Origin of the sequence: Leclercia adecarboxylata (assembly GCF_006874705.1) — a bacterium.
In the GTDB taxonomy this organism is placed as follows: Bacteria; Pseudomonadota; Gammaproteobacteria; order Enterobacterales; family Enterobacteriaceae; genus Enterobacter; species Enterobacter adecarboxylatus_C.
In genome coordinates, this window is record NZ_CP035382.1 from 2,884,010 (window position 1) to 2,902,637 (window position 18,628).

Below are 18,628 nucleotides of genomic sequence, written 5' to 3' on the forward strand. Positions count from 1 at the left end.
GATCTCTGTAGGCCCGGCAAGCGTAGCGCCGCCGGGCAATACCTACGCTTCGTAATAGTTATAAATGCCCGCCGCCATCACCAGCGATGAGGCCACTTCATAGGCTTTTGCACGCCCGACCAGCAGTTCGATAATCTTCAGCGCAAAATCAATCGACGTGCCCGGACCCTGGCTGGTGAGCAGGTTGACGCGCGGATCCCAGACCATACGCTTATCCACCCACTGCTCTTCGGGGATTTTATCCTTCAGCGTCGGGAAACCGGTCATATTGCCAATCGGGAAGATGTTGTGCGGCACCAGTACCGTGGCCGCGGCGGCGCAGATGGCAGCGACGATGCGCCCGGAATGGTGGAACTGCCTGACGGTTTCGACCAGCAGGGGGCTGTCACGGAAGCACTCCGCGCCCTTGATACCGCCCGGCAGGACGATGACGTCGTAATCACCGTCGGCGACCTCCACCAGCGGGGCATCGGCCACAATTTTTACCCCGCGCGAGCAGGTGATGATCGGGTTACCATCGCTGGCGACGCTCGCCGTCGTGACGCTAATCCCGGCGCGAACCAGCAGATCGATAGTCGTGACCGCTTCGGTCTCTTCGCTACCAGGGGCGAGGCATACCAGTGCCGACGCGCTCATACTCACTCTCCTTACGTTTAACCTGTTCATACAGTCGGACATTCTCCGGCACGCTGATACCGTGCGCGCGGGCGCGTTTTAGCAGGTAGCCGGTAATGTAATCAATTTCGGTATGGCGTAGCCCGCGGATATCCTGCAGCATCGAAGAGATATTCTGGGCGGTACTCTCAATGACCTCTTCAACGTAATAGCGAATATCGTCCACCGAGGTATGGATGCCCTCGCGCTCCACGACGGCCGCGACCTCGGCACACAGCGTTGCTATGGCCTGCGGATGGTTTTTAAGCTCACCGTTTGGGCAATCCAGCAGGGCGGTCAGCGGGTTGATCACGCAGTTTACCGCCAGCTTGCGCCACATTTGCGGGCGGATGTTATCGTGCCAGGCAACATCCGGCAGCACCTGCTGGAAGCGAACCGCCAGATAACTGTAGTCCCCCTCCTGCGCTCTTGCCGGGCCGATGTGGGTCATCCCGCTGGCGACATGAACAATTACGTTGCCGTCACGGCGGGCTGCATGGGTGGTAATAGCCATCATCAGCGGCTGGTGAACGCTTTTGAGCTCTTCGATGGTGCCCATCCCGTTGTGGAGCAACATAACAGGCGACGTTTGCGGAAGAGTGGACGCCAACGCCCGTACGGCATCCGAGACCTGCCAGGCTTTCAGGGTAACCAGCAGCAGATCGCTTTGCGCCAGGAAATCAGGATCGTTAGCGATAAGAGATTCGTTAAAGATACTCCCGTCTTCTTCAATCAGGTTTACACTGCAATAGGGCTGTGGCACGCGCATCCAGCCCTGGACTTCGTGTCCCTGTTTGCAAAGTGCGGCGAGCCAAAGTTGTCCCAGTGCCCCGCATCCGAGCACGGTAATTTTCATCGTTCCTCCTCACCTGCAACTGCGCCAGGTGTTACAACATGTAGTATAGCGTCGACAACTAAGCTTCTGTTGAGTTATGCCCCGTAGCGGGTATTATGCAACGCAACAAAAGTGAAGGGAGAAGAAAAGATGCCATCTTTCGATATTGTTTCCGAAGTTGATATCCAGGAAGTACGTAACGGCGTGGACAACGCCAGCCGTGAAGTTGAATCACGTTTCGATTTTCGTGGCGTTGAGGCCAGTTTTGAGCTGAACGACGCAAATAAGACCATTAAGATCCTGAGCGAGTCCGATTTTCAGGTCACCCAGCTGCTGGACATTCTGCGCGCCAAGCTGTTGAAGCGCGGCATCGAAGGGACCTCTCTCGATGTGCCGGAAACGTTCGTTCACAGCGGCAAAACCTGGTTTGTTGAAGCCAAACTGAAGCAGGGCATTGAGAGCGCGATGCAGAAGAAAATCGTTAAGCTCATCAAAGACAGCAAGCTGAAGGTGCAGGCGCAAATTCAGGGCGAAGAGATTCGTGTTACTGGCAAATCTCGTGACGATCTGCAGGGTGTGATGGCGTTGGTGCGTGGCGGCGATCTCGGCCAGCCATTCCAGTTCAAGAACTTCCGCGATTAAGAAAAAGCCCGGCGATGCCGGGCTTTTTTTCAGGCTTTCAGCGCCTGCTCAACTTCAAATCGGTTTGTCACTTTACTGTCGATTTTGACATACAGACTGCGCTCTTCCGGCACCAGTAATACCTCGCTGACACCCTCTTTAGCTTCAAGACGCTGTTTCAATGCCTCACTCACCTCGACATCATGCGGAATTTCAACCCGCAGGCTGCTGACATAACGCGGCTCTTTCATGGTGCTGGCGACCAGCAGCCAGACCGTTGCCAGCAGCGCACCCGCCAGGAATACGGTTTGTGAATCGAACATGCCATCGACCCAGCCTCCGAGAGATCCCCCGATCGCCACGCCGATAAACTGGCTGGTGGAGTAGATCCCCATCGCCGTTCCTTTATAGCCTGCCGGGGACTCTTTACTGATTAGCGATGGCAGCAAAGCTTCCATCAGGTTGAAGGCAAGGAAGAACAGCTGCACACCCGCGACCAGTTCCCAGAAGTGCGGGCCTGAGCCCCAGAGCACAATTTCGGCAATCAACAGCAGGGCGACGCACGCCAGGAAGACGCGCTTCATCCGGCGCTTCACTTCGGCATAAATAATAAACGGCACCACGGACACAAAAGAGATGAGCATGGTGAACAGGTAGATTTTCCAGTGCTCTGCCGCCGGAAAACCAGCCGCGGCCAGCTGGCTTGGGAGGGCGACGAAGGTAGACATCAGCAGGATATGCAGACACATGATGCCGAAGTTGAGTTTCAGCAGACGCGGTTCCGCCAGCACTTTGCTGAAGCAGCCTTTGACCATCCCCGATTCGCGGTTGAGCACATGGTTTTTACTGTCCGGTACAACCCAGATTGTCAGGGCGATACCGAGGGTCGCCAGCACGGCGATCATCCAGAACAGGGCGTTTAGACCCAGCGCATGGGTAATGATCGGGCCGAGAACCATCGCGATAGCAAAGGTCACGCCGAAGCTCACGCCAATAAAGGCCATCGCTTTGGTGCGATTCTGTTCGCGGGTCAGATCGGAAAGCAGCGCCATGACCGCAGCGGCGATGGCGCCGGAACCCTGTAATGCACGTCCGAGAATGATGCCCCAAATGGAGTGGGAGAGGGCGGCAATCACACTACCAAGCACAAATACCAGCAGCCCGCCAACGATAAGCGGTTTACGACCAACGCGATCGGAGAGCAAACCAAAGGGGATCTGAAAGACCGCCTGAGCCAGACCGTAAATACCGATGGCAAGACCAATTAACGCCTCGCTTGCTCCCTGTAATGCCATGCCATAAGTGGTCAGAACGGGCAGGACCATAAACATGCCGAGCATACGCAATGAGAAAACAGTCCCTAAACCCCAGGTGGCGCGTAACTCGCCTGGCGTCATTTTATAATCGTTCATTACCACCTCAACTCAAAAGCAGGCATTAGTGTAGTGCGGGGAAGGGGCGGGGTAAACAACCTGTTATTTAACAAATATTACATACGTTATTAATGGATTTTATGAATAAAAAAAGGGTGCCGAAGCACCCTTTTTATCTATCCGAATCTTACCAGACGTAAGTCAGCAGATTTTGTGAATCGGGCACCATAAAATCGACGGACATCATCACCGAGAGGGAAGTGATAGCGACAATCGAGAACACAAACAGTTTGCGTGCCCAGACTTTGTCGTCTTCCACTTTATAGCCTCGCAGTGCCATGCCGAGCCACCAGACGCTCACCGCCGCAGCAACCACCAGATATTTGTACCCAGCGTAACCGCCCAGAGAGAGCATCAGCGTAGCAACCGCAAAAGCAATGATGTAGAGCGTGATATGGTTCTTGGCGACGGAAATGCCTTTCACCACCGGCAGAACCGGGATGTTCGCTGCCTGATAATCCTTAAAGCGGAAAATCGCAATGGCATAGGAGTGCGGCATCTGCCACAGGCTAAAGATAGCCAGCAGGATAGCCGCACCGCTGTCGAACTCGTTGGTGACCGCGCAGTAGCCAATCACCGGCGGCGCAGCGCCGGAGAGCGAACCAATCAGCGTACCGTAGACGGAGTGACGTTTCATATACAGGCTGTAGACGCCAACATACACCACGAAACCCATCACCCCCAGCCAACAGGCCAGAGGGTTGGCGCCGAACCACAGCAGCATAAAGCCAGCAATACCCAGCAAGGTGGCGTACACCAGCGAGACGGCAGGGGACATCAGGCCTTTAACCAGCACCCGATTTTTCGTCCTTTCCATCTTCCTGTCGATATCCATGTCGATGTAGTTGTTAAATACACAACCGGACGCAACAACCAATGACACCCCAATCAGCGTGTTAATAAAGAGGGTGTAATCGATGCTGCCCTTAGAGGCCAGCAGGAACCCTCCGATCACGGAGATCAGGTTGCCAAAGATGATGCCTGGTTTTGTGACTTGCAGGTATTGCTTAAACATACTCGCCGCTCTTAGTGAACCATCATGTTGTAGTTAAGGTTCCACATAATCCAGATGGAGCCGACTACCAGGATTGCGATGATAATCACGGTAAAGATGAATGCCGTCATGTTCCAGCCTTCATCGGACTTAGTGTTCATGTGCAGGAAGCAAACCAGATGCACGAGGATCTGAACGACGGCAGTCACCAGAATCGTGCCCAGAATGACCGCTTTAGAACCAGAACCGTTCATCACCATCCAGAACGGGATAAGCGTCAGGATGATCGACAGGATGAAACCTGTCATGTAGGTTTTTACGCTGCCATGGGAAGCGCCATGATCGTTTGAATGACTCATTACATCGCCCCCATCAGATACACTACAGAGAACACACAGATCCAAACCACATCCAGGAAGTGCCAGAACAGGCTCAGGCACATAATACGGGTGCGGTTAGTGCTGGTCAGGCCGCGACGGGATACCTGGAACATCAGTACCGCCATCCAGATCAGGCCGGAGGTTACGTGCAGACCGTGAGTACCTACCAGCGCGAAGAACGCTGACAGGAAGCCACTGCGGTCCGGACCGAAACCTTCCACGATCAGGTGGTGGAACTCATAGATTTCCATCCCGATAAATCCAGCACCAAACAGCCAGGTCAACGCCAGCCAGGAGACGACCTGGCTCTTGTTGTTCTTATACATGGCAATTGCGGCCATGCCGTAGGTGATGGAGCTGAACAGCAGCAGTGCGGTTTCAACCAGAACGAACGGCAGCTCGAAGATGTCCTTACCGGTCGGGCCGCCCGCTGTGCCGTTCACCAGAACGGCATAGGTCGCGAACAGACAGCAGAACAGGATGCAGTCGCTCATCAGGTAGATCCAGAAGCCGAAGACTTTCATCGGCCCTGTATCATGGTGCCCGTGTTCATGCGCATGGGCAGTCGCGTGGGTTAAAGTATCAGTTGCCATTTTTCAGCCCCGCTTTAGCAATCTCGTCGAAATGCTGTTTTTCCAGGATTTCAACTTCACGGACTGGTACGTAGTAGTCCACGTCCTCATCAAAGCTCTTCACAATCCAGCTGATCACGATGCCAGCGAAGCCGACGATCGCAAGCCACCAGATGTGCCAGATCATAGCGAAACCAAATACCGTAGCGAAGGCGGCGATAACCATGCCCGCTGCGCTGTTTTTCGGCATGTGGATCTCTTCGTAATGCGCTGGCTGCTTGTACGCTTCCCCTTTTTCTTTCATTTCCCAGAATGCGTCACGCTCATGAATGTGCGGCACAACGGCAAAGTTATAGAACGGCGGTGGAGAAGAGGTTGCCCACTCCAGCGTACGGCCACCCCATGGGTCACCGGTCAGGTCACGGTTCTGTTCACGGTCGCGAATAGAGACGTAGAACATATACAGCTGAGACGCGATACCACAGGCAATCAGCGCTGCACCCACGGCTGCAACAACCAGCATTGGGTGGAACTGCGGATCGATCTGCTGGCTCAGACGACGGGTCATACCCATGAAGCCCAGCACGTACAGCGGCATAAATGCGACGAAGAAGCCGATGATCCAGAACCAGAACGCGCGTTTACCCCATTTTTCATTCAGCGTGAAGCCGAACGCTTTTGGCCACCAGTAGGTTACGCCAGCGAAGCAGCCGAAGACGACGCCGCCGATGATAACGTTGTGGAAGTGCGCAATCAGGAACAGGCTGTTGTGCAGAACGAAGTCAGCACCCGGTACAGCCAGCAGTACGCCGGTCATCCCACCTACGGAGAAGGTCACGATGAAGCCGATAGTCCACAGCATTGCTGAGTGGAACTGGATACGGCCCTGGTACATGGTGAACAGCCAGTTGAAGATCTTAACCCCGGTTGGGATCGCGATAATCATGGTGGTAATACCGAAGAAGGCGTTTACGTTCGCGCCCGCACCCATAGTGAAGAAGTGGTGCAGCCAAACGATGAACGACAGAACGGTAATACACACGGTTGCCCACACCAGCGAGGTGTAACCAAACAGACGCTTACGCGAGAAGGTCGCTGCGATTTCGGAGAACACACCGAAGACCGGCAGAACCAGGATGTACACTTCAGGGTGACCCCATGCCCAAATCAGGTTGATGTACATCATCATGTTGCCGCCCATATCATTGGTGAAGAAATGGGTACCCAGATAGCGATCCAGGGTCAGCAGCGCGACGGTAACAGTCAGGATTGGGAAGGAGGCGATAATCAGGATGTTGGCGCACAGAGATGCCCAGGTAAATACTGGCATCTTGAACATCGTCATACCTGGGGCACGCATCTTCAGGATAGTCACGAAGAAGTTAATACCGGTCAGGGTCGTACCGACACCGGAGAGCTGCAGCGCCCAAATCCAGTAATCAACCCCTACACCAGGACTGTATTCAATTCCTGAAAGCGGCGGGTAAGCCAGCCAGCCGGTCTGAGCAAATTCGCCCACACCCAGTGACAGGTTAACCAGAATCACACCGACAACCGTGAACCAGAAGCTCAGGTTGTTCAGGAACGGGAACGCAACGTCGCGCGCGCCGATTTGCAGCGGCACAACCACGTTCATCAGACCGATAACCAGCGGCATCGCCACGAAGAAGATCATAATCACGCCGTGCGCGGTAAAGATCTGATCGTAGTGGTGCGGTGGCAAGAAGCCTGCTTCGCCAGCGGAGGCAAGCGCCTGCTGGCTACGCATCATGATTGCATCGGCAAAGCCACGAATTAACATGACGATACCGACGATGCAGTACATGATACCGAGTTTTTTGTGGTCGACCGAAGTCAGCCACTCATTCCACAGATAGCTCCACTTACCGAAGTAAGTGATCAGGCCAATTAAGGCTGCGCCACCAATGATAATTGCAGCAAGCGTAACCACGATAATTGGTTCATGGTACGGCACCGCATCCAGTGTCAATTTTCCGAACATTTTCTTCCTCGGCCCCTTAGTGAGAGGTTTCCGCGTGGCTCATGTCCATGCCTTCCATCCCTTCGTGCTTGCTATGCTCGCCTTCAGGTTGGGTCACGTCCATGCTCTTGCCGTGGTCCATAAATTTGCCAATAACGTCTTTGAACAAATTCGGTTTCACGTTAGAGAAGTACTCCACCTTGTTGTATTCGCTAGGTGTTGCCACTTTTTCGAACGTAGCCATGTCAGACATGGTGTTCGGAGACTGTTTCGCTTTAGCAACCCACTGGTCGAAAGCGGCACGGTCAGGCGTGGCAATGGCTTTGAACTTCATACCAGAGAAGCCCGGGCCACTGTAGCTGGCGGAGATACCATCATAGGTGCCTGCTTCATTCGCGATCAGGTGCAGGTTGGTCTGCATACCGGCCATCGCGTAAATCTGGCTACCCAGACGCGGGATAAAGAAGGAGTTCATCACGGAGTTAGACGTTACTTTGAACTGCACCGGGACGTTCGCCGGGAAGGCGATTTCATTTACGGTAGCAATGCCCTGTTCCGGGTAGATGAAGAACCATTTCCAGTCCATGGAGACGACTTCGATCGTAATCGGTTTCTCATCGTGAACCAGCGGTTTTGCAGGTTCGAGCGCGTGAGTGGTTTTCCATGTCAGTACGGCAAGGAACAGGATGATCAGAATCGGCACCGTCCAGACCACAGCTTCCACTTTATTGGAGTGTGACCAGTTAGGGCTATACTTCGCATCTTTGTTGCTCGCACGATACTTCCAGGCGAAACCAACAGCCATCAAGATGGCGGGAATCACGACGATCATCATCAGGCCAAAAGCCGTCAGAATGAGCGAACGTTGCTCCAGTCCAATCTGTCCTTTGGGGTCTAGCAGCGCAGAATCACAGCCACTGAGTAATACAGTGCCTGCAAATAACGACAACCATCCCAAACTTTTATTGTATTTCCTAAGTGTCATTTAACGACCTCAATTCCACGGGGACCTGGTGGCGTTTAAAGTGTGGGGGCATTTTACGGGAACGTTACATTACTGTAAACATCATTAGACCTGTGTCAGGAACGTGTTACCAGGTTCTGCCAGGGAAGTCACAGATGTTGCAAATTATAACCGTTTTTCAGACGCAAGCACCGCCAGACGGGCGTTATAACGAAACAGACTCTGTAGGTAGGGTAAAAAGGGCAATTGGTATAACCATTGCTGAAAACAAACAATTTATTAACAAATAATCATCAATAAAGAGACAAATAAAAAACGTAAAATTAATGTTTCGTTTGCTGAATCGGTTAACGAAAAATACCCTATATCCCATGCTCCAATAATTTCCGGAATTCTAAGAGGCACGAAACAACAAATATTATTTTTCCATGACCAAATTTATTTGCCGTTATAATTTACATGGGTGATTACAACGGAAAATAACATTTTGCGCCGGTTTTACACCCTCTGGCTCTCACGCATGGCCAGATAGTCAAGGAGTGCTCCCGTAAGGATCCCGGTCAGCGCCAGCAGCGCGCCGATGTCCAGCAGGAGCAGGCTAAACGGCAGTACGAGGGTGGTGGTGGCATTGACGATCGTTACGATGAGCCACAGTGCGAGCGTCAGACATCCCACCAGCAATATTCTTAACGCGAAGCGATAGGCTGACGGGAAACGCGTCCTGACCATAAAGTGTTCCGTCTGCTGGGTATATTCCAGCGAGCGGCGGCATAGTAATAGCAACAGCAGTCCCGGAATGGCCGCAAAGACGGAGAAGAGATAAAACTCAGCCCAACCGTGCGCTTCCACAAACCAGCCCGCGATAGGGCCGACGTAAACCCGCCCCACGGCTGAGAGCGCAGAGAGCAGGGCAAACTGGGTTGCGGAGAAGGATTTGTTGCACAGGGTCATCAGCAGGGCGACAAACGCAGCCGTCCCCATCCCACCGCACAGGTTTTCAAAGAATACCGCCGCCGCCATGCTGAGCATATGCTTATCGGTGATGGAGAGCAGCCAGTAACCGGCATTCGACACACCCTGCAGGATGCCGAAGATCAGCAGCGCGCGGAACAGGCTTAAACGCTGCATCAGGACTCCGCCATACAGCGCGCCGATAATAGTGGCGATTAACCCCAGCGTCTTGTTGACCACACCCACTTCACCGGCATCAAAGCCCACGCCGCGGATCAGAAAGGTGGTGGTCAGACTCATGGCAAACGCATCACCGAGTTTATACAGCACAATCAGCAGCAGAATGATCCAGGCATTGTTGCGGCCAAAGAAGTCGCGCAGCGGTTCGGCAACCGCCTGCTCAAGTGAGCGGGGAACGGGAATAACATCGCTCGGTTCCGGCGCCAGGAAGGTCGCGATCATGCACGGGATCAGCAGGGTGGCCATCAGCCAGTACATGCCCTGCCAGCCGAGATAGCGGTCTGCCAGCCATAGCGCCAGCCCACCGGAGACCAGCATACCCAGACGGTAGCCCAGCACGCTGATGGCGGCCCCGGCCCCACGCTCGTCGGCCGAGAGCACATCCGTTTTCCAGGCATCAAAAACGATATCCTGCGACGCGGAGCAGAAGGCAATCACCACCGCCAGCGCGGCCATCCAGCGAAGCTGCGAGGCAGGTTCGAGGAAGCCCATCGCGGCAATCGCCAGCAGCAGCATCGCCTGGGTCATCAGCAACCAGCCACGACGCCTGCCGAGGAAAGGCGGGGTGTAGCGGTCCATCATCGGCGACCATAAAAACTTGAAGACATAGGCCTGGCCGACCAGCGAGAAGAAGCCGATAGTTTTAAGATCGATATCTTCTACGGTCATCCACGCCTGTAACGTGCCCGATGTCAGTGCAAGGGGTAAACCGGAGGCGAAACCAAGGATCAGCAGGATAGCTGATTTAGGTTGCTGGAAAATACGTAGGTATTGACTGGACATGGGCAGGTTAACTGACCCGACCGGAAGTCGGGTCAGCAGGCTGAATTAACGTGCGTTCTGCTTGATGAATTCGTGAATGCTGGTGTCCTGCGCCATATCGGCGATGGTGTCGGTCAGCACGCTGTTTACGGCATTAGCGATATTGGTGTTGGTGGCCTGGAAGGCGCCTTCAACAGAGTAGCTTGCACGGTAGTTCTTATTCATCTTGTTGCCGTTCTTCGCGGTGGCGATGATGGCGATATCCGCTTTGGTCGCGATGTTATAGCGCACGTTGCCCTGAGAGACGTCAGCGTAAAGGTTATTAACGATGATCTGCAGATCAACCGCGCCGCTTGGACCAACCATATAGCCGCGTGCGGTCATTTGCTTCTCAAGCACTTCCTGCAGCAGGAAACGCAGATCGCGAGAGGCCGTCAGGGTCACCAGCTGGTTGTCACGGGTGACTTTCGCCAGCGCCTGGTCTTTACGCTGATCTGCACCGTTGATACTCACGGTGACGCCCATCAGGCTTGGATCCTGCTGCGGCAGAGAGATCTTCGGAGAAACATCAATGGTGGTGGGTGGGGTTGCACAGCCGGCCAGCATAAACAGGGCGACTAAAGGGAAAAAGAGTTTTTTTAACATGTTCAGGCTCTCAACGAATCGTAAGCATATATAGAAAAAAATTGCCGCCATCATAACATCGCCAACGGCAAGGGGAAGTGGTCAACGCATGTAAATTCATCGCCTTGTCTGAAAACTGACCAACTGAAACGCTTTTCCGTTATTCGGACGACAAAACGACTCCCCCTTATAGGACTTCATTCGGTTGAATGAGAAAATCAGATGAAAGCTAAATTTTTGTTGTCTTCTTGTTATGCAAGCGGTAAAAGCGGCTAATATTTAAAGGGATGGGTGACATCTCAGCGTTGTCGGAGGAGTAATTTCATGATGATACGTGAACAGATTGAAGATAAGTTAAGGGCGGCCTTTGAACCTGTGTTCCTTGAAGTCGTCGACGAAAGTTATCGTCATAACGTACCGGCAGGCTCTGAGAGCCACTTTAAAGTGGTGCTGGTCAGCGATCGTTTCGCTGGTGAGCGTTTTCTTAATCGTCACCGTATGATTTACGGAACCCTGACGGAAGAGCTCTCGACCACAGTCCATGCGCTGGCGTTGCATACTTATACGATCAAAGAGTGGAAGGGCTTACAGGATACGATTTTCGCGTCGCCACCCTGCCGGGGGGCAGGGACGATCGCGTAACAAATCCTGTTTGCAACAGCGGGAGCTTTTCCAGTATGTTGCATAAAGATTACGTCAAAACGGCCTGCGGGCCGTTTTGTTTTGTCCGGGTTTTGAGCCGGTGGCGCGATTTTAAGGCCGAAAATAGCCTGAAATTGTGAAAAAAGCCGCAGCAACATGCGCCAACCGTTCTCGACTCACTAAAGTGATGCCGCTATAATGCCGCGTCTTAATATGAATGTCTTCGGGATGATTCTGGCGACAGGGAATGTGAATCTGCTAAGAGAGCATCCCGGTATTGCGAGGCAAATTCAGAGTTGACCGAGCACTGTGATTTTTTTGAGGTAACAAGATGCAAGTTTCAGTTGAAACCACTCAAGGCCTTGGCCGCCGTGTAACGATTACAATCGCTGCTGACAGCATCGAAAACGCTGTAAAAAGCGAGCTGGTCAACGTAGCAAAGAAAGTCCGTATTGACGGCTTCCGCAAGGGCAAAGTACCGATGAATGTCGTTGCTCAGCGTTATGGCGCTTCTGTTCGCCAGGACGTGCTGGGTGACCTGATGAGCCGCAACTTCGTTGACGCGATCATCAAAGAAAAAATCAATCCAGCCGGTTCCCCGACCTATGTTCCGGGTGAATACAAACTGGGCGAAGACTTCACCTACGCGGTAGAGTTCGAAGTTTACCCGGAAGTTGAGCTGAAAGGTCTGGACGCGATCGAAGTTGAAAAACCAATCGTTGAAGTGACTGAAGCCGACGTTGACGGCATGCTGGACACCCTGCGTAAGCAGCAGGCGACCTGGAAAGACAAAGACGGCGCTGCGGATGCAGAAGACCGTGTCACCATCGACTTCTCCGGCTCTGTAGACGGCGAAGAGTTCGAAGGCGGCAAAGCGTCTGACTTCGTACTGGCGATGGGTCAGGGTCGTATGATCCCAGGCTTTGAAGACGGTATCAAAGGCCACAGCGCAGGCGAAGAGTTCACTATCGACGTGACCTTCCCGGAAGAGTACCACGCTGAAAACCTGAAAGGTAAAGCCGCGAAATTCGCGATTACCCTGAAGAAAGTTGAAGACCGCGAACTGCCAGAACTGACTGCAGATTTCATCAAGCGTTTCGGCGTTGAAGATGGTTCTGTTGAAGGCCTGCGTGCTGAAGTGCGTAAAAACATGGAACGCGAGCTGAAAGGCGCCGTGCGTAACCGCGTTAAGTCTCAGGCGATCGAAGGTCTGGTTAAAGCTAACGAAATCGAGATCCCATCTGCACTGATCGACAGCGAAATCGACGTTCTGCGTCGTCAGGCTGCACAGCGTTTCGGTGGCAATGAGAAACAAGCTCTGGAACTGCCTCGTGAGCTGTTCGAAGAGCAGGCTAAACGCCGCGTTGTTGTTGGTCTGCTGCTGGGTGAAGTGATTCGTACCCACGAGCTGAAAGCTGACGAAGAGCGTGTTAAAGGCCTGATCGAAGAGATGGCTTCTGCCTATGAAGATCCGTCAGAAGTGGTTGCTTTCTACGGCAGCAACAAAGAGCTGATGGAAAACATGCGCAACGTCGCACTGGAAGAGCAGGCTGTTGAAGCCGTTCTGGCCAAAGCGAAAGTGTCCGAAAAAGCCACTTCTTTCAACGAACTGATGAACCAACAGGCTTAATTCTGCCTGCTTTGTTTAAAGTTTGAGCAAAAAACCCGTTGCCTCCCGGCGGCGGGTTTTTTTTATCACAGTTCCAGGCCTTGAAGCGTGATAAAACGCCTTTTCAGTGTTAGCGTTAAAACAAAAGATTGTTATGCTTGAAATAGGGCTGAGCCGCCCCCATTAGTGGGGAAGCAGTATTAAAGAGACTGGCTGATAATCCGTCCGCAAGGTTACAATCAGTACAGCAGGTATTTTCATTTTTTATCCAGGAGACGGAAATGTCATACAGTGGCGAACGAGATAACTTTGCACCCCATATGGCGCTGGTGCCAATGGTTATTGAACAGACCTCTCGAGGTGAACGTTCTTTTGATATCTACTCCCGTCTGCTTAAAGAACGCGTTATTTTCATGACCGGCCAGGTGGAAGACCACATGGCGAACCTGATCGTAGCGCAGATGCTGTTTCTGGAAGCGGAAAACCCGGAAAAAGACATTTACCTGTACATCAACTCCCCAGGTGGCGTGATCACTGCCGGGATGTCCATTTACGATACCATGCAGTTCATCAAGCCTGATGTGAGCACCATTTGTATGGGCCAGGCGGCATCGATGGGCGCATTCCTGCTGACCGCAGGGGCGAAAGGCAAGCGTTTCTGCCTGCCAAACTCGCGCGTAATGATTCACCAGCCGCTGGGCGGGTATCAGGGCCAGGCGACAGATATTGAAATTCATGCCCGTGAAATCCTGAAGGTAAAAGGGCGCATGAATGAACTTATGGCTCACCATACGGGTCAATCACTAGAGCAGATCGAGCGTGATACCGAGCGCGATCGCTTCCTGTCCGCACCAGAGGCAGTAGAGTACGGCTTAGTCGACTCCATTTTGACCCACCGTAATTGATGCCCACGGCGCGGGTGTGCCGCTATACTATGGTAGGGCGGCACCTGGCTTACGAGCAGCCTGCGTCTGAGAATGGCATTTGCGTCGTCATGTGCGGCACAAAGAACTTAAAAAGAGGTTTTGACTCATGACAGATAAACGCAAAGATGGATCGGGCAAACTGTTGTACTGCTCTTTTTGCGGCAAAAGCCAGCATGAAGTGCGCAAACTGATTGCCGGGCCATCCGTGTATATCTGCGACGAATGTGTCGACTTATGTAACGACATCATCCGCGAAGAGATTAAAGAAGTCGCACCACACCGTGAGCGCAGCGCGTTACCGACGCCGCATGAGATCCGTCATCACCTTGATGACTACGTCATCGGTCAGGAACAGGCGAAGAAAGTGCTGGCAGTGGCGGTGTACAACCACTACAAACGTCTGCGTAACGGGGATAACAGCAACGGCGTTGAGCTGGGCAAAAGTAATATTTTGCTGATTGGCCCAACCGGTTCCGGCAAAACCTTGCTGGCAGAAACACTGGCACGTCTGCTGGATGTTCCGTTTACCATGGCGGACGCCACCACCCTGACCGAAGCCGGTTATGTGGGTGAGGATGTGGAAAACATCATCCAGAAACTGCTGCAGAAGTGCGATTACGACGTCCAGAAAGCCCAGCGCGGTATCGTGTATATCGATGAGATCGACAAAATCTCACGTAAATCCGATAACCCGTCCATCACCCGTGACGTGTCCGGTGAAGGCGTACAGCAGGCATTGCTGAAACTGATCGAAGGGACGGTTGCCGCTGTTCCACCGCAGGGCGGTCGTAAGCATCCTCAGCAGGAGTTCCTGCAGGTTGATACGTCCAAGATCCTGTTTATCTGTGGCGGTGCGTTTGCTGGTCTGGATAAAGTCATTGCTAACCGCGTTGAAACCGGCTCGGGTATTGGCTTTGGCGCGACGGTGAAGGCGAAGTCTGAAAAAGCGAAAGAGGGCGAACTGCTGACCCAGGTTGAGCCAGAAGATCTGATCAAGTTTGGTCTGATCCCTGAGTTCATCGGTCGTCTGCCGGTTGTCGCCACCCTGACAGAACTGAGTGAAGACGCGCTGATTCAGATCCTGAAAGAGCCGAAAAATGCCCTGACTAAGCAGTACCAGGCATTGTTCAATCTGGAAGGCGTTGAGCTGGAGTTCCGCGACGAAGCACTGGACGCGATTGCTAAAAAAGCAATGGCGCGTAAAACTGGTGCACGTGGTCTGCGTTCAATCGTTGAAGCTGCCCTGCTCGATACCATGTACGATCTTCCTTCGATGGAAGAAGTCGAAAAAGTGGTTATCGACGAGTCCGTCATTGCCGGCCAAAGCAAGCCGCTGCTGATTTACGGTACCCCGGAAGCTCAGCAGGCCTCTGGCGAATAATTCACCAGGTCATACAAGCAGTTGATCAAAAAGGGGGGATTTAATCCCCCCTTTTATTTTTCCGTAAACATGGCGTTGAATGTGTGGGAATCATCCCCATATACTGGATTACATGTTAATGGTTGCATGAAGCACAGTCCTGCAACCTGATTACCTGGCGGACACTAAACTAAGAGAGAGCTCTATGAATCCTGAGCGTTCTGAACGCATTGAAATCCCCGTATTGCCGTTGCGCGATGTGGTGGTTTATCCGCACATGGTCATACCCTTATTTGTAGGGCGGGAAAAATCTATCCGTTGCCTTGAAGCCGCCATGGATCATGATAAAAAAATCATGCTGGTTGCGCAGAAAGAAGCATCAACGGATGAGCCGGGTGTAAACGATCTTTTCACCGTCGGGACCGTGGCCTCTATTTTACAAATGCTGAAGCTGCCTGATGGCACCGTGAAGGTGCTGGTCGAGGGGCTGCAGCGTGCGCGTATTACCACGCTATCTGATGATGGCGAACACTTCGCAGCAAAAGCCGAATACCTGGACTCGCCTCAGCTTGACGAGCGTGAGCAGGAGGTGCTGGTTCGCACCGCAATCAGTCAGTTTGAAGGCTATATCAAGCTGAACAAAAAAATCCCACCAGAAGTGCTGACGTCGCTGAACAGCATCGACGATCCTGCACGTCTGGCTGATACCATCGCAGCGCACATGCCGCTGAAGCTGGCTGACAAACAGTCCGTGCTGGAGATGTCCGACGTTAACGAGCGTCTGGAATATTTGATGGCGATGATGGAGTCTGAAATCGATCTGCTGCAGGTTGAGAAGCGCATTCGCAACCGCGTGAAAAAGCAGATGGAGAAATCTCAGCGTGAGTACTATCTGAACGAGCAGATGAAGGCCATTCAGAAAGAGCTCGGTGAGATGGATGACGCACCGGACGAAAACGAAGCGCTGAAGCGTAAGATCGACGCGGCGAAAATGCCGAAAGAGGCAAAAGAGAAGGCCGAAGCAGAGCTGCAGAAGCTGAAAATGATGTCTCCGATGTCAGCGGAAGCGACGGTTGTACGCGGCTATATCGAGTGGATGGTTCAGGTTCCATGGAACGCCCGCAGCAAGGTCAAAAAAGACCTGCGTCAGGCCCAGGAGATCCTGGATACCGACCACTACGGTCTGGAGCGCGTCAAAGACCGTATCCTCGAGTATCTCGCGGTTCAAAGCCGTGTTAACAAGCTCAAGGGCCCAATTCTGTGCCTGGTGGGGCCGCCGGGGGTGGGTAAAACCTCCCTGGGCCAGTCCATTGCTAAAGCGACCGGACGTAAGTACATCCGTATGGCGCTGGGCGGCGTGCGTGACGAAGCGGAAATCCGCGGTCACCGTCGAACCTATATCGGTTCAATGCCGGGCAAACTGATCCAGAAAATGGCAAAAGTGGGGGTTAAAAACCCGCTGTTCCTGCTGGATGAGATCGACAAAATGTCCTCCGATATGCGTGGCGATCCGGCTTCAGCCCTGCTGGAAGTGCTGGATCCTGAGCAGAACGTGGCGTTCAGCGATCACTACCTGGAAGTGGACTACGATCTGAGCGATGTGATGTTCGTGGCGACCTCCAACTCCATGAATATCCCGGCCCCGCTGCTGGATCGTATGGAGGTGATCCGGCTTTCTGGCTACACCGAAGACGAAAAACTGAACATTGCCCGCCGTCACCTGCTGTCGAAGCAGATTGAACGTAACGCCCTGAAAGAGAGCGAATTGACCGTTGATGACAGCGCGATTATCGGCATTATTCGTTACTACACCCGTGAAGCGGGCGTGCGTAGCCTGGAGCGTGAAATCTCCAAGCTGTGTCGTAAGGCGGTGAAACAGCTGCTGCTCGACAAGACGTTGAAGCACATTGTGATTAATGGCGACAACCTGCACGAATACCTGGGTGTTCAGCGTTACGACTATGGCCGTGCGGACAGCGAAAACCGCGTCGGTCAGGTGACCGGTCTGGCGTGGACGGAAGTGGGCGGCGATCTGCTGACCATCGAAACCGCCTGTGTGCCGGGTAAAGGTAAGCTGACCTACACCGGCTCGCTGGGTGAAGTGATGCAGGAGTCCATTCAGGCTGCGCTGACCGTGGTGCGCGCGCGTGCGGAAAAACTGGGTATTAATCCGGACTTTTACGAAAAACGCGACATTCACGTTCACGTGCCGGAAGGGGCAACGCCGAAAGATGGCCCGAGCGCGGGTATCGCAATGTGTAGCGCCCTGGTGTCCTGCCTGACCGGCAACCCGGTGCGTGCTGATGTGGCGATGACCGGCGAAATCACCCTGCGTGGCCAGGTTCTGCCGATTGGCGGCTTGAAAGAAAAACTGCTGGCAGCTCACCGCGGCGGCATTAAAACGGTCCTGATCCCGTATGAAAACAAGCGCGATCTGGAAGAGATTCCGGATAACGTTATCGCCGATCTGGATATCCATCCGGTGAAACGTATTGAGGAAGTTCTGACCCTTGCACTGCAGAACGAGCCTTACGGAATGCAGGTTGTAACCGCAAAATAGTGACCTCGCGCAAAGAGCGTCAATAAAAACAAGGCTGGTGAGCGATTTCGGGCTTGCCAGCCTTTTTTTGTATAGCTAATTTAGATTGCTGATTGGGCCAGCCATCAACAACGGGTGTTGTAAGGTCATGGCAGGCCTGATATAACTGCTGCGCGGTCGCGTTTTGAAGGATTCAGGCGCGATATAAATTATAAAGAGAGGAAGAGAAGAGTGAATAAATCTCAACTGATTGACAAAATTGCTGCGGGTGCTGATATCTCCAAAGCTGCGGCTGGACGTGCGTTAGATGCTTTGATTGCTTCTGTTACCGAATCTCTGCAGGCTGGGGACGACGTGGCGCTGGTAGGTTTTGGTACTTTTGCTGTTAAAGAGCGTGCTGCCCGTACTGGCCGCAACCCTCAGACCGGTAAAGAGATCACCATCGCTGCTGCTAAAGTTCCGGGCTTCCGCGCCGGCAAAGCGCTGAAAGACGCAGTAAACTGATCGCTTTCTTACGTCAGGGAAGTCGAAAAGTACAAGG

At 53.1% G+C, this 18,628-nt stretch carries 17 protein-coding genes; 7 read left to right on the forward strand and 10 right to left on the reverse strand.

All coding sequences use genetic code 11. The features are described 5' to 3' along the window. Positions 1–42: 42 nt before the first annotated feature. Together yajL and panE are read right to left on the reverse strand one after the other, a co-directional pair. Positions 43–636: a protein deglycase YajL gene (yajL, locus tag ES815_RS14685; protein WP_142488426.1), complete on the reverse strand. Its 594-nt coding sequence runs from the start codon at positions 634–636 to the stop codon at positions 43–45. Continuing rightward, positions 599–1,510: a 2-dehydropantoate 2-reductase gene (panE, locus tag ES815_RS14690; protein ID WP_142488427.1), complete on the reverse strand. Its 912-nt coding sequence runs from the start codon at positions 1,508–1,510 to the stop codon at positions 599–601. The genes yajL and panE overlap by 38 nt, the downstream gene beginning before the upstream one ends. Positions 1,511–1,639: 129 nt before the next feature. Here panE and ES815_RS14695 point away from each other — a divergent pair, with 129 nt between their 5' ends. Next, positions 1,640–2,131, forward strand: coding sequence for a YajQ family cyclic di-GMP-binding protein (locus tag ES815_RS14695; RefSeq protein WP_106992136.1), 492 nt, complete (start codon positions 1,640–1,642; stop codon positions 2,129–2,131). A 29-nt stretch (positions 2,132–2,160) separates the two neighbouring features. On the opposite strand, the gene ES815_RS14700 is transcribed toward ES815_RS14695, so the two are convergent. The 8 genes from ES815_RS14700 to ES815_RS14735 form a co-directional block, all read right to left on the reverse strand. After that, positions 2,161–3,522, reverse strand: a complete 1,362-nt coding sequence (locus ES815_RS14700; protein WP_142488428.1) for an MFS transporter — start codon at positions 3,520–3,522, stop codon at positions 2,161–2,163. 148 nt (positions 3,523–3,670) lie between these two features. Further along, positions 3,671–4,558, reverse strand: a complete 888-nt coding sequence (gene cyoE, locus ES815_RS14705; protein WP_142488429.1) for a heme o synthase — start codon at positions 4,556–4,558, stop codon at positions 3,671–3,673. A gap of 11 nt (positions 4,559–4,569) precedes the next feature. Continuing rightward, positions 4,570–4,896: a cytochrome o ubiquinol oxidase subunit IV gene (locus ES815_RS14710; RefSeq protein ID WP_142488430.1), complete on the reverse strand. Its 327-nt coding sequence runs from the start codon at positions 4,894–4,896 to the stop codon at positions 4,570–4,572. Beyond that, complete coding sequence (locus ES815_RS14715; RefSeq protein WP_142488431.1) at positions 4,896–5,510, reverse strand: cytochrome o ubiquinol oxidase subunit III; 615 nt, start codon at positions 5,508–5,510, stop codon at positions 4,896–4,898. Before ES815_RS14715 ends, ES815_RS14710 begins: the two co-directional genes overlap by 1 nt. Next, entirely contained in the window at positions 5,500–7,491 is a 1,992-nt protein-coding gene (cyoB, locus tag ES815_RS14720; protein ID WP_142488432.1) for a cytochrome o ubiquinol oxidase subunit I, read from the reverse strand. The genes ES815_RS14715 and cyoB overlap by 11 nt, the downstream gene beginning before the upstream one ends. 16 nt (positions 7,492–7,507) lie before the next feature. Continuing rightward, positions 7,508–8,455 carry a cytochrome o ubiquinol oxidase subunit II gene (cyoA, locus tag ES815_RS14725; protein ID WP_142488433.1) on the reverse strand — a complete coding sequence of 316 codons (948 nt, stop codon included), beginning with the start codon at positions 8,453–8,455 and terminating at the stop codon, positions 7,508–7,510. A gap of 477 nt (positions 8,456–8,932) precedes the next feature. Further along, the gene (gene ampG / locus ES815_RS14730; protein WP_142488434.1) at positions 8,933–10,408 is read right to left on the reverse strand and encodes a muropeptide MFS transporter AmpG; all 1,476 of its coding nucleotides are present in this window, start codon (positions 10,406–10,408) and stop codon (positions 8,933–8,935) included. 45 nt (positions 10,409–10,453) lie between these two features. Next, positions 10,454–11,032 carry a lipoprotein gene (locus ES815_RS14735; RefSeq protein WP_142488435.1) on the reverse strand — a complete coding sequence of 193 codons (579 nt, stop codon included), beginning with the start codon at positions 11,030–11,032 and terminating at the stop codon, positions 10,454–10,456. Between the two features lie 303 nt (positions 11,033–11,335). Between ES815_RS14735 and bolA the strand changes: the two genes are divergently transcribed. From bolA to hupB, 6 genes are all read left to right on the forward strand, one after another. Then, on the forward strand, positions 11,336–11,653 hold the full coding sequence (gene bolA / locus ES815_RS14740; RefSeq protein WP_039032378.1) for a transcriptional regulator BolA: 318 nt from the start codon (positions 11,336–11,338) through the stop codon (positions 11,651–11,653). A gap of 331 nt (positions 11,654–11,984) precedes the next feature. Continuing rightward, on the forward strand, positions 11,985–13,283 hold the full coding sequence (gene tig / locus ES815_RS14750; protein ID WP_142488437.1) for a trigger factor: 1,299 nt from the start codon (positions 11,985–11,987) through the stop codon (positions 13,281–13,283). 260 nt (positions 13,284–13,543) lie between these two features. After that, on the forward strand, positions 13,544–14,167 hold the full coding sequence (clpP, locus tag ES815_RS14755; RefSeq protein ID WP_032616835.1) for an ATP-dependent Clp endopeptidase proteolytic subunit ClpP: 624 nt from the start codon (positions 13,544–13,546) through the stop codon (positions 14,165–14,167). Positions 14,168–14,294: 127 nt separating this feature from the next. Continuing rightward, positions 14,295–15,569: an ATP-dependent protease ATP-binding subunit ClpX gene (gene clpX / locus ES815_RS14760; protein WP_032616836.1), complete on the forward strand. Its 1,275-nt coding sequence runs from the start codon at positions 14,295–14,297 to the stop codon at positions 15,567–15,569. A 184-nt stretch (positions 15,570–15,753) separates the two neighbouring features. Continuing rightward, on the forward strand, positions 15,754–18,108 hold the full coding sequence (gene lon / locus ES815_RS14765; protein ID WP_142488438.1) for an endopeptidase La: 2,355 nt from the start codon (positions 15,754–15,756) through the stop codon (positions 18,106–18,108). Between the two features lie 210 nt (positions 18,109–18,318). Beyond that, positions 18,319–18,591 carry a nucleoid-associated protein HU-beta gene (gene hupB / locus ES815_RS14770; RefSeq protein WP_002444653.1) on the forward strand — a complete coding sequence of 91 codons (273 nt, stop codon included), beginning with the start codon at positions 18,319–18,321 and terminating at the stop codon, positions 18,589–18,591. Positions 18,592–18,628: the final 37 nt, after the last annotated feature.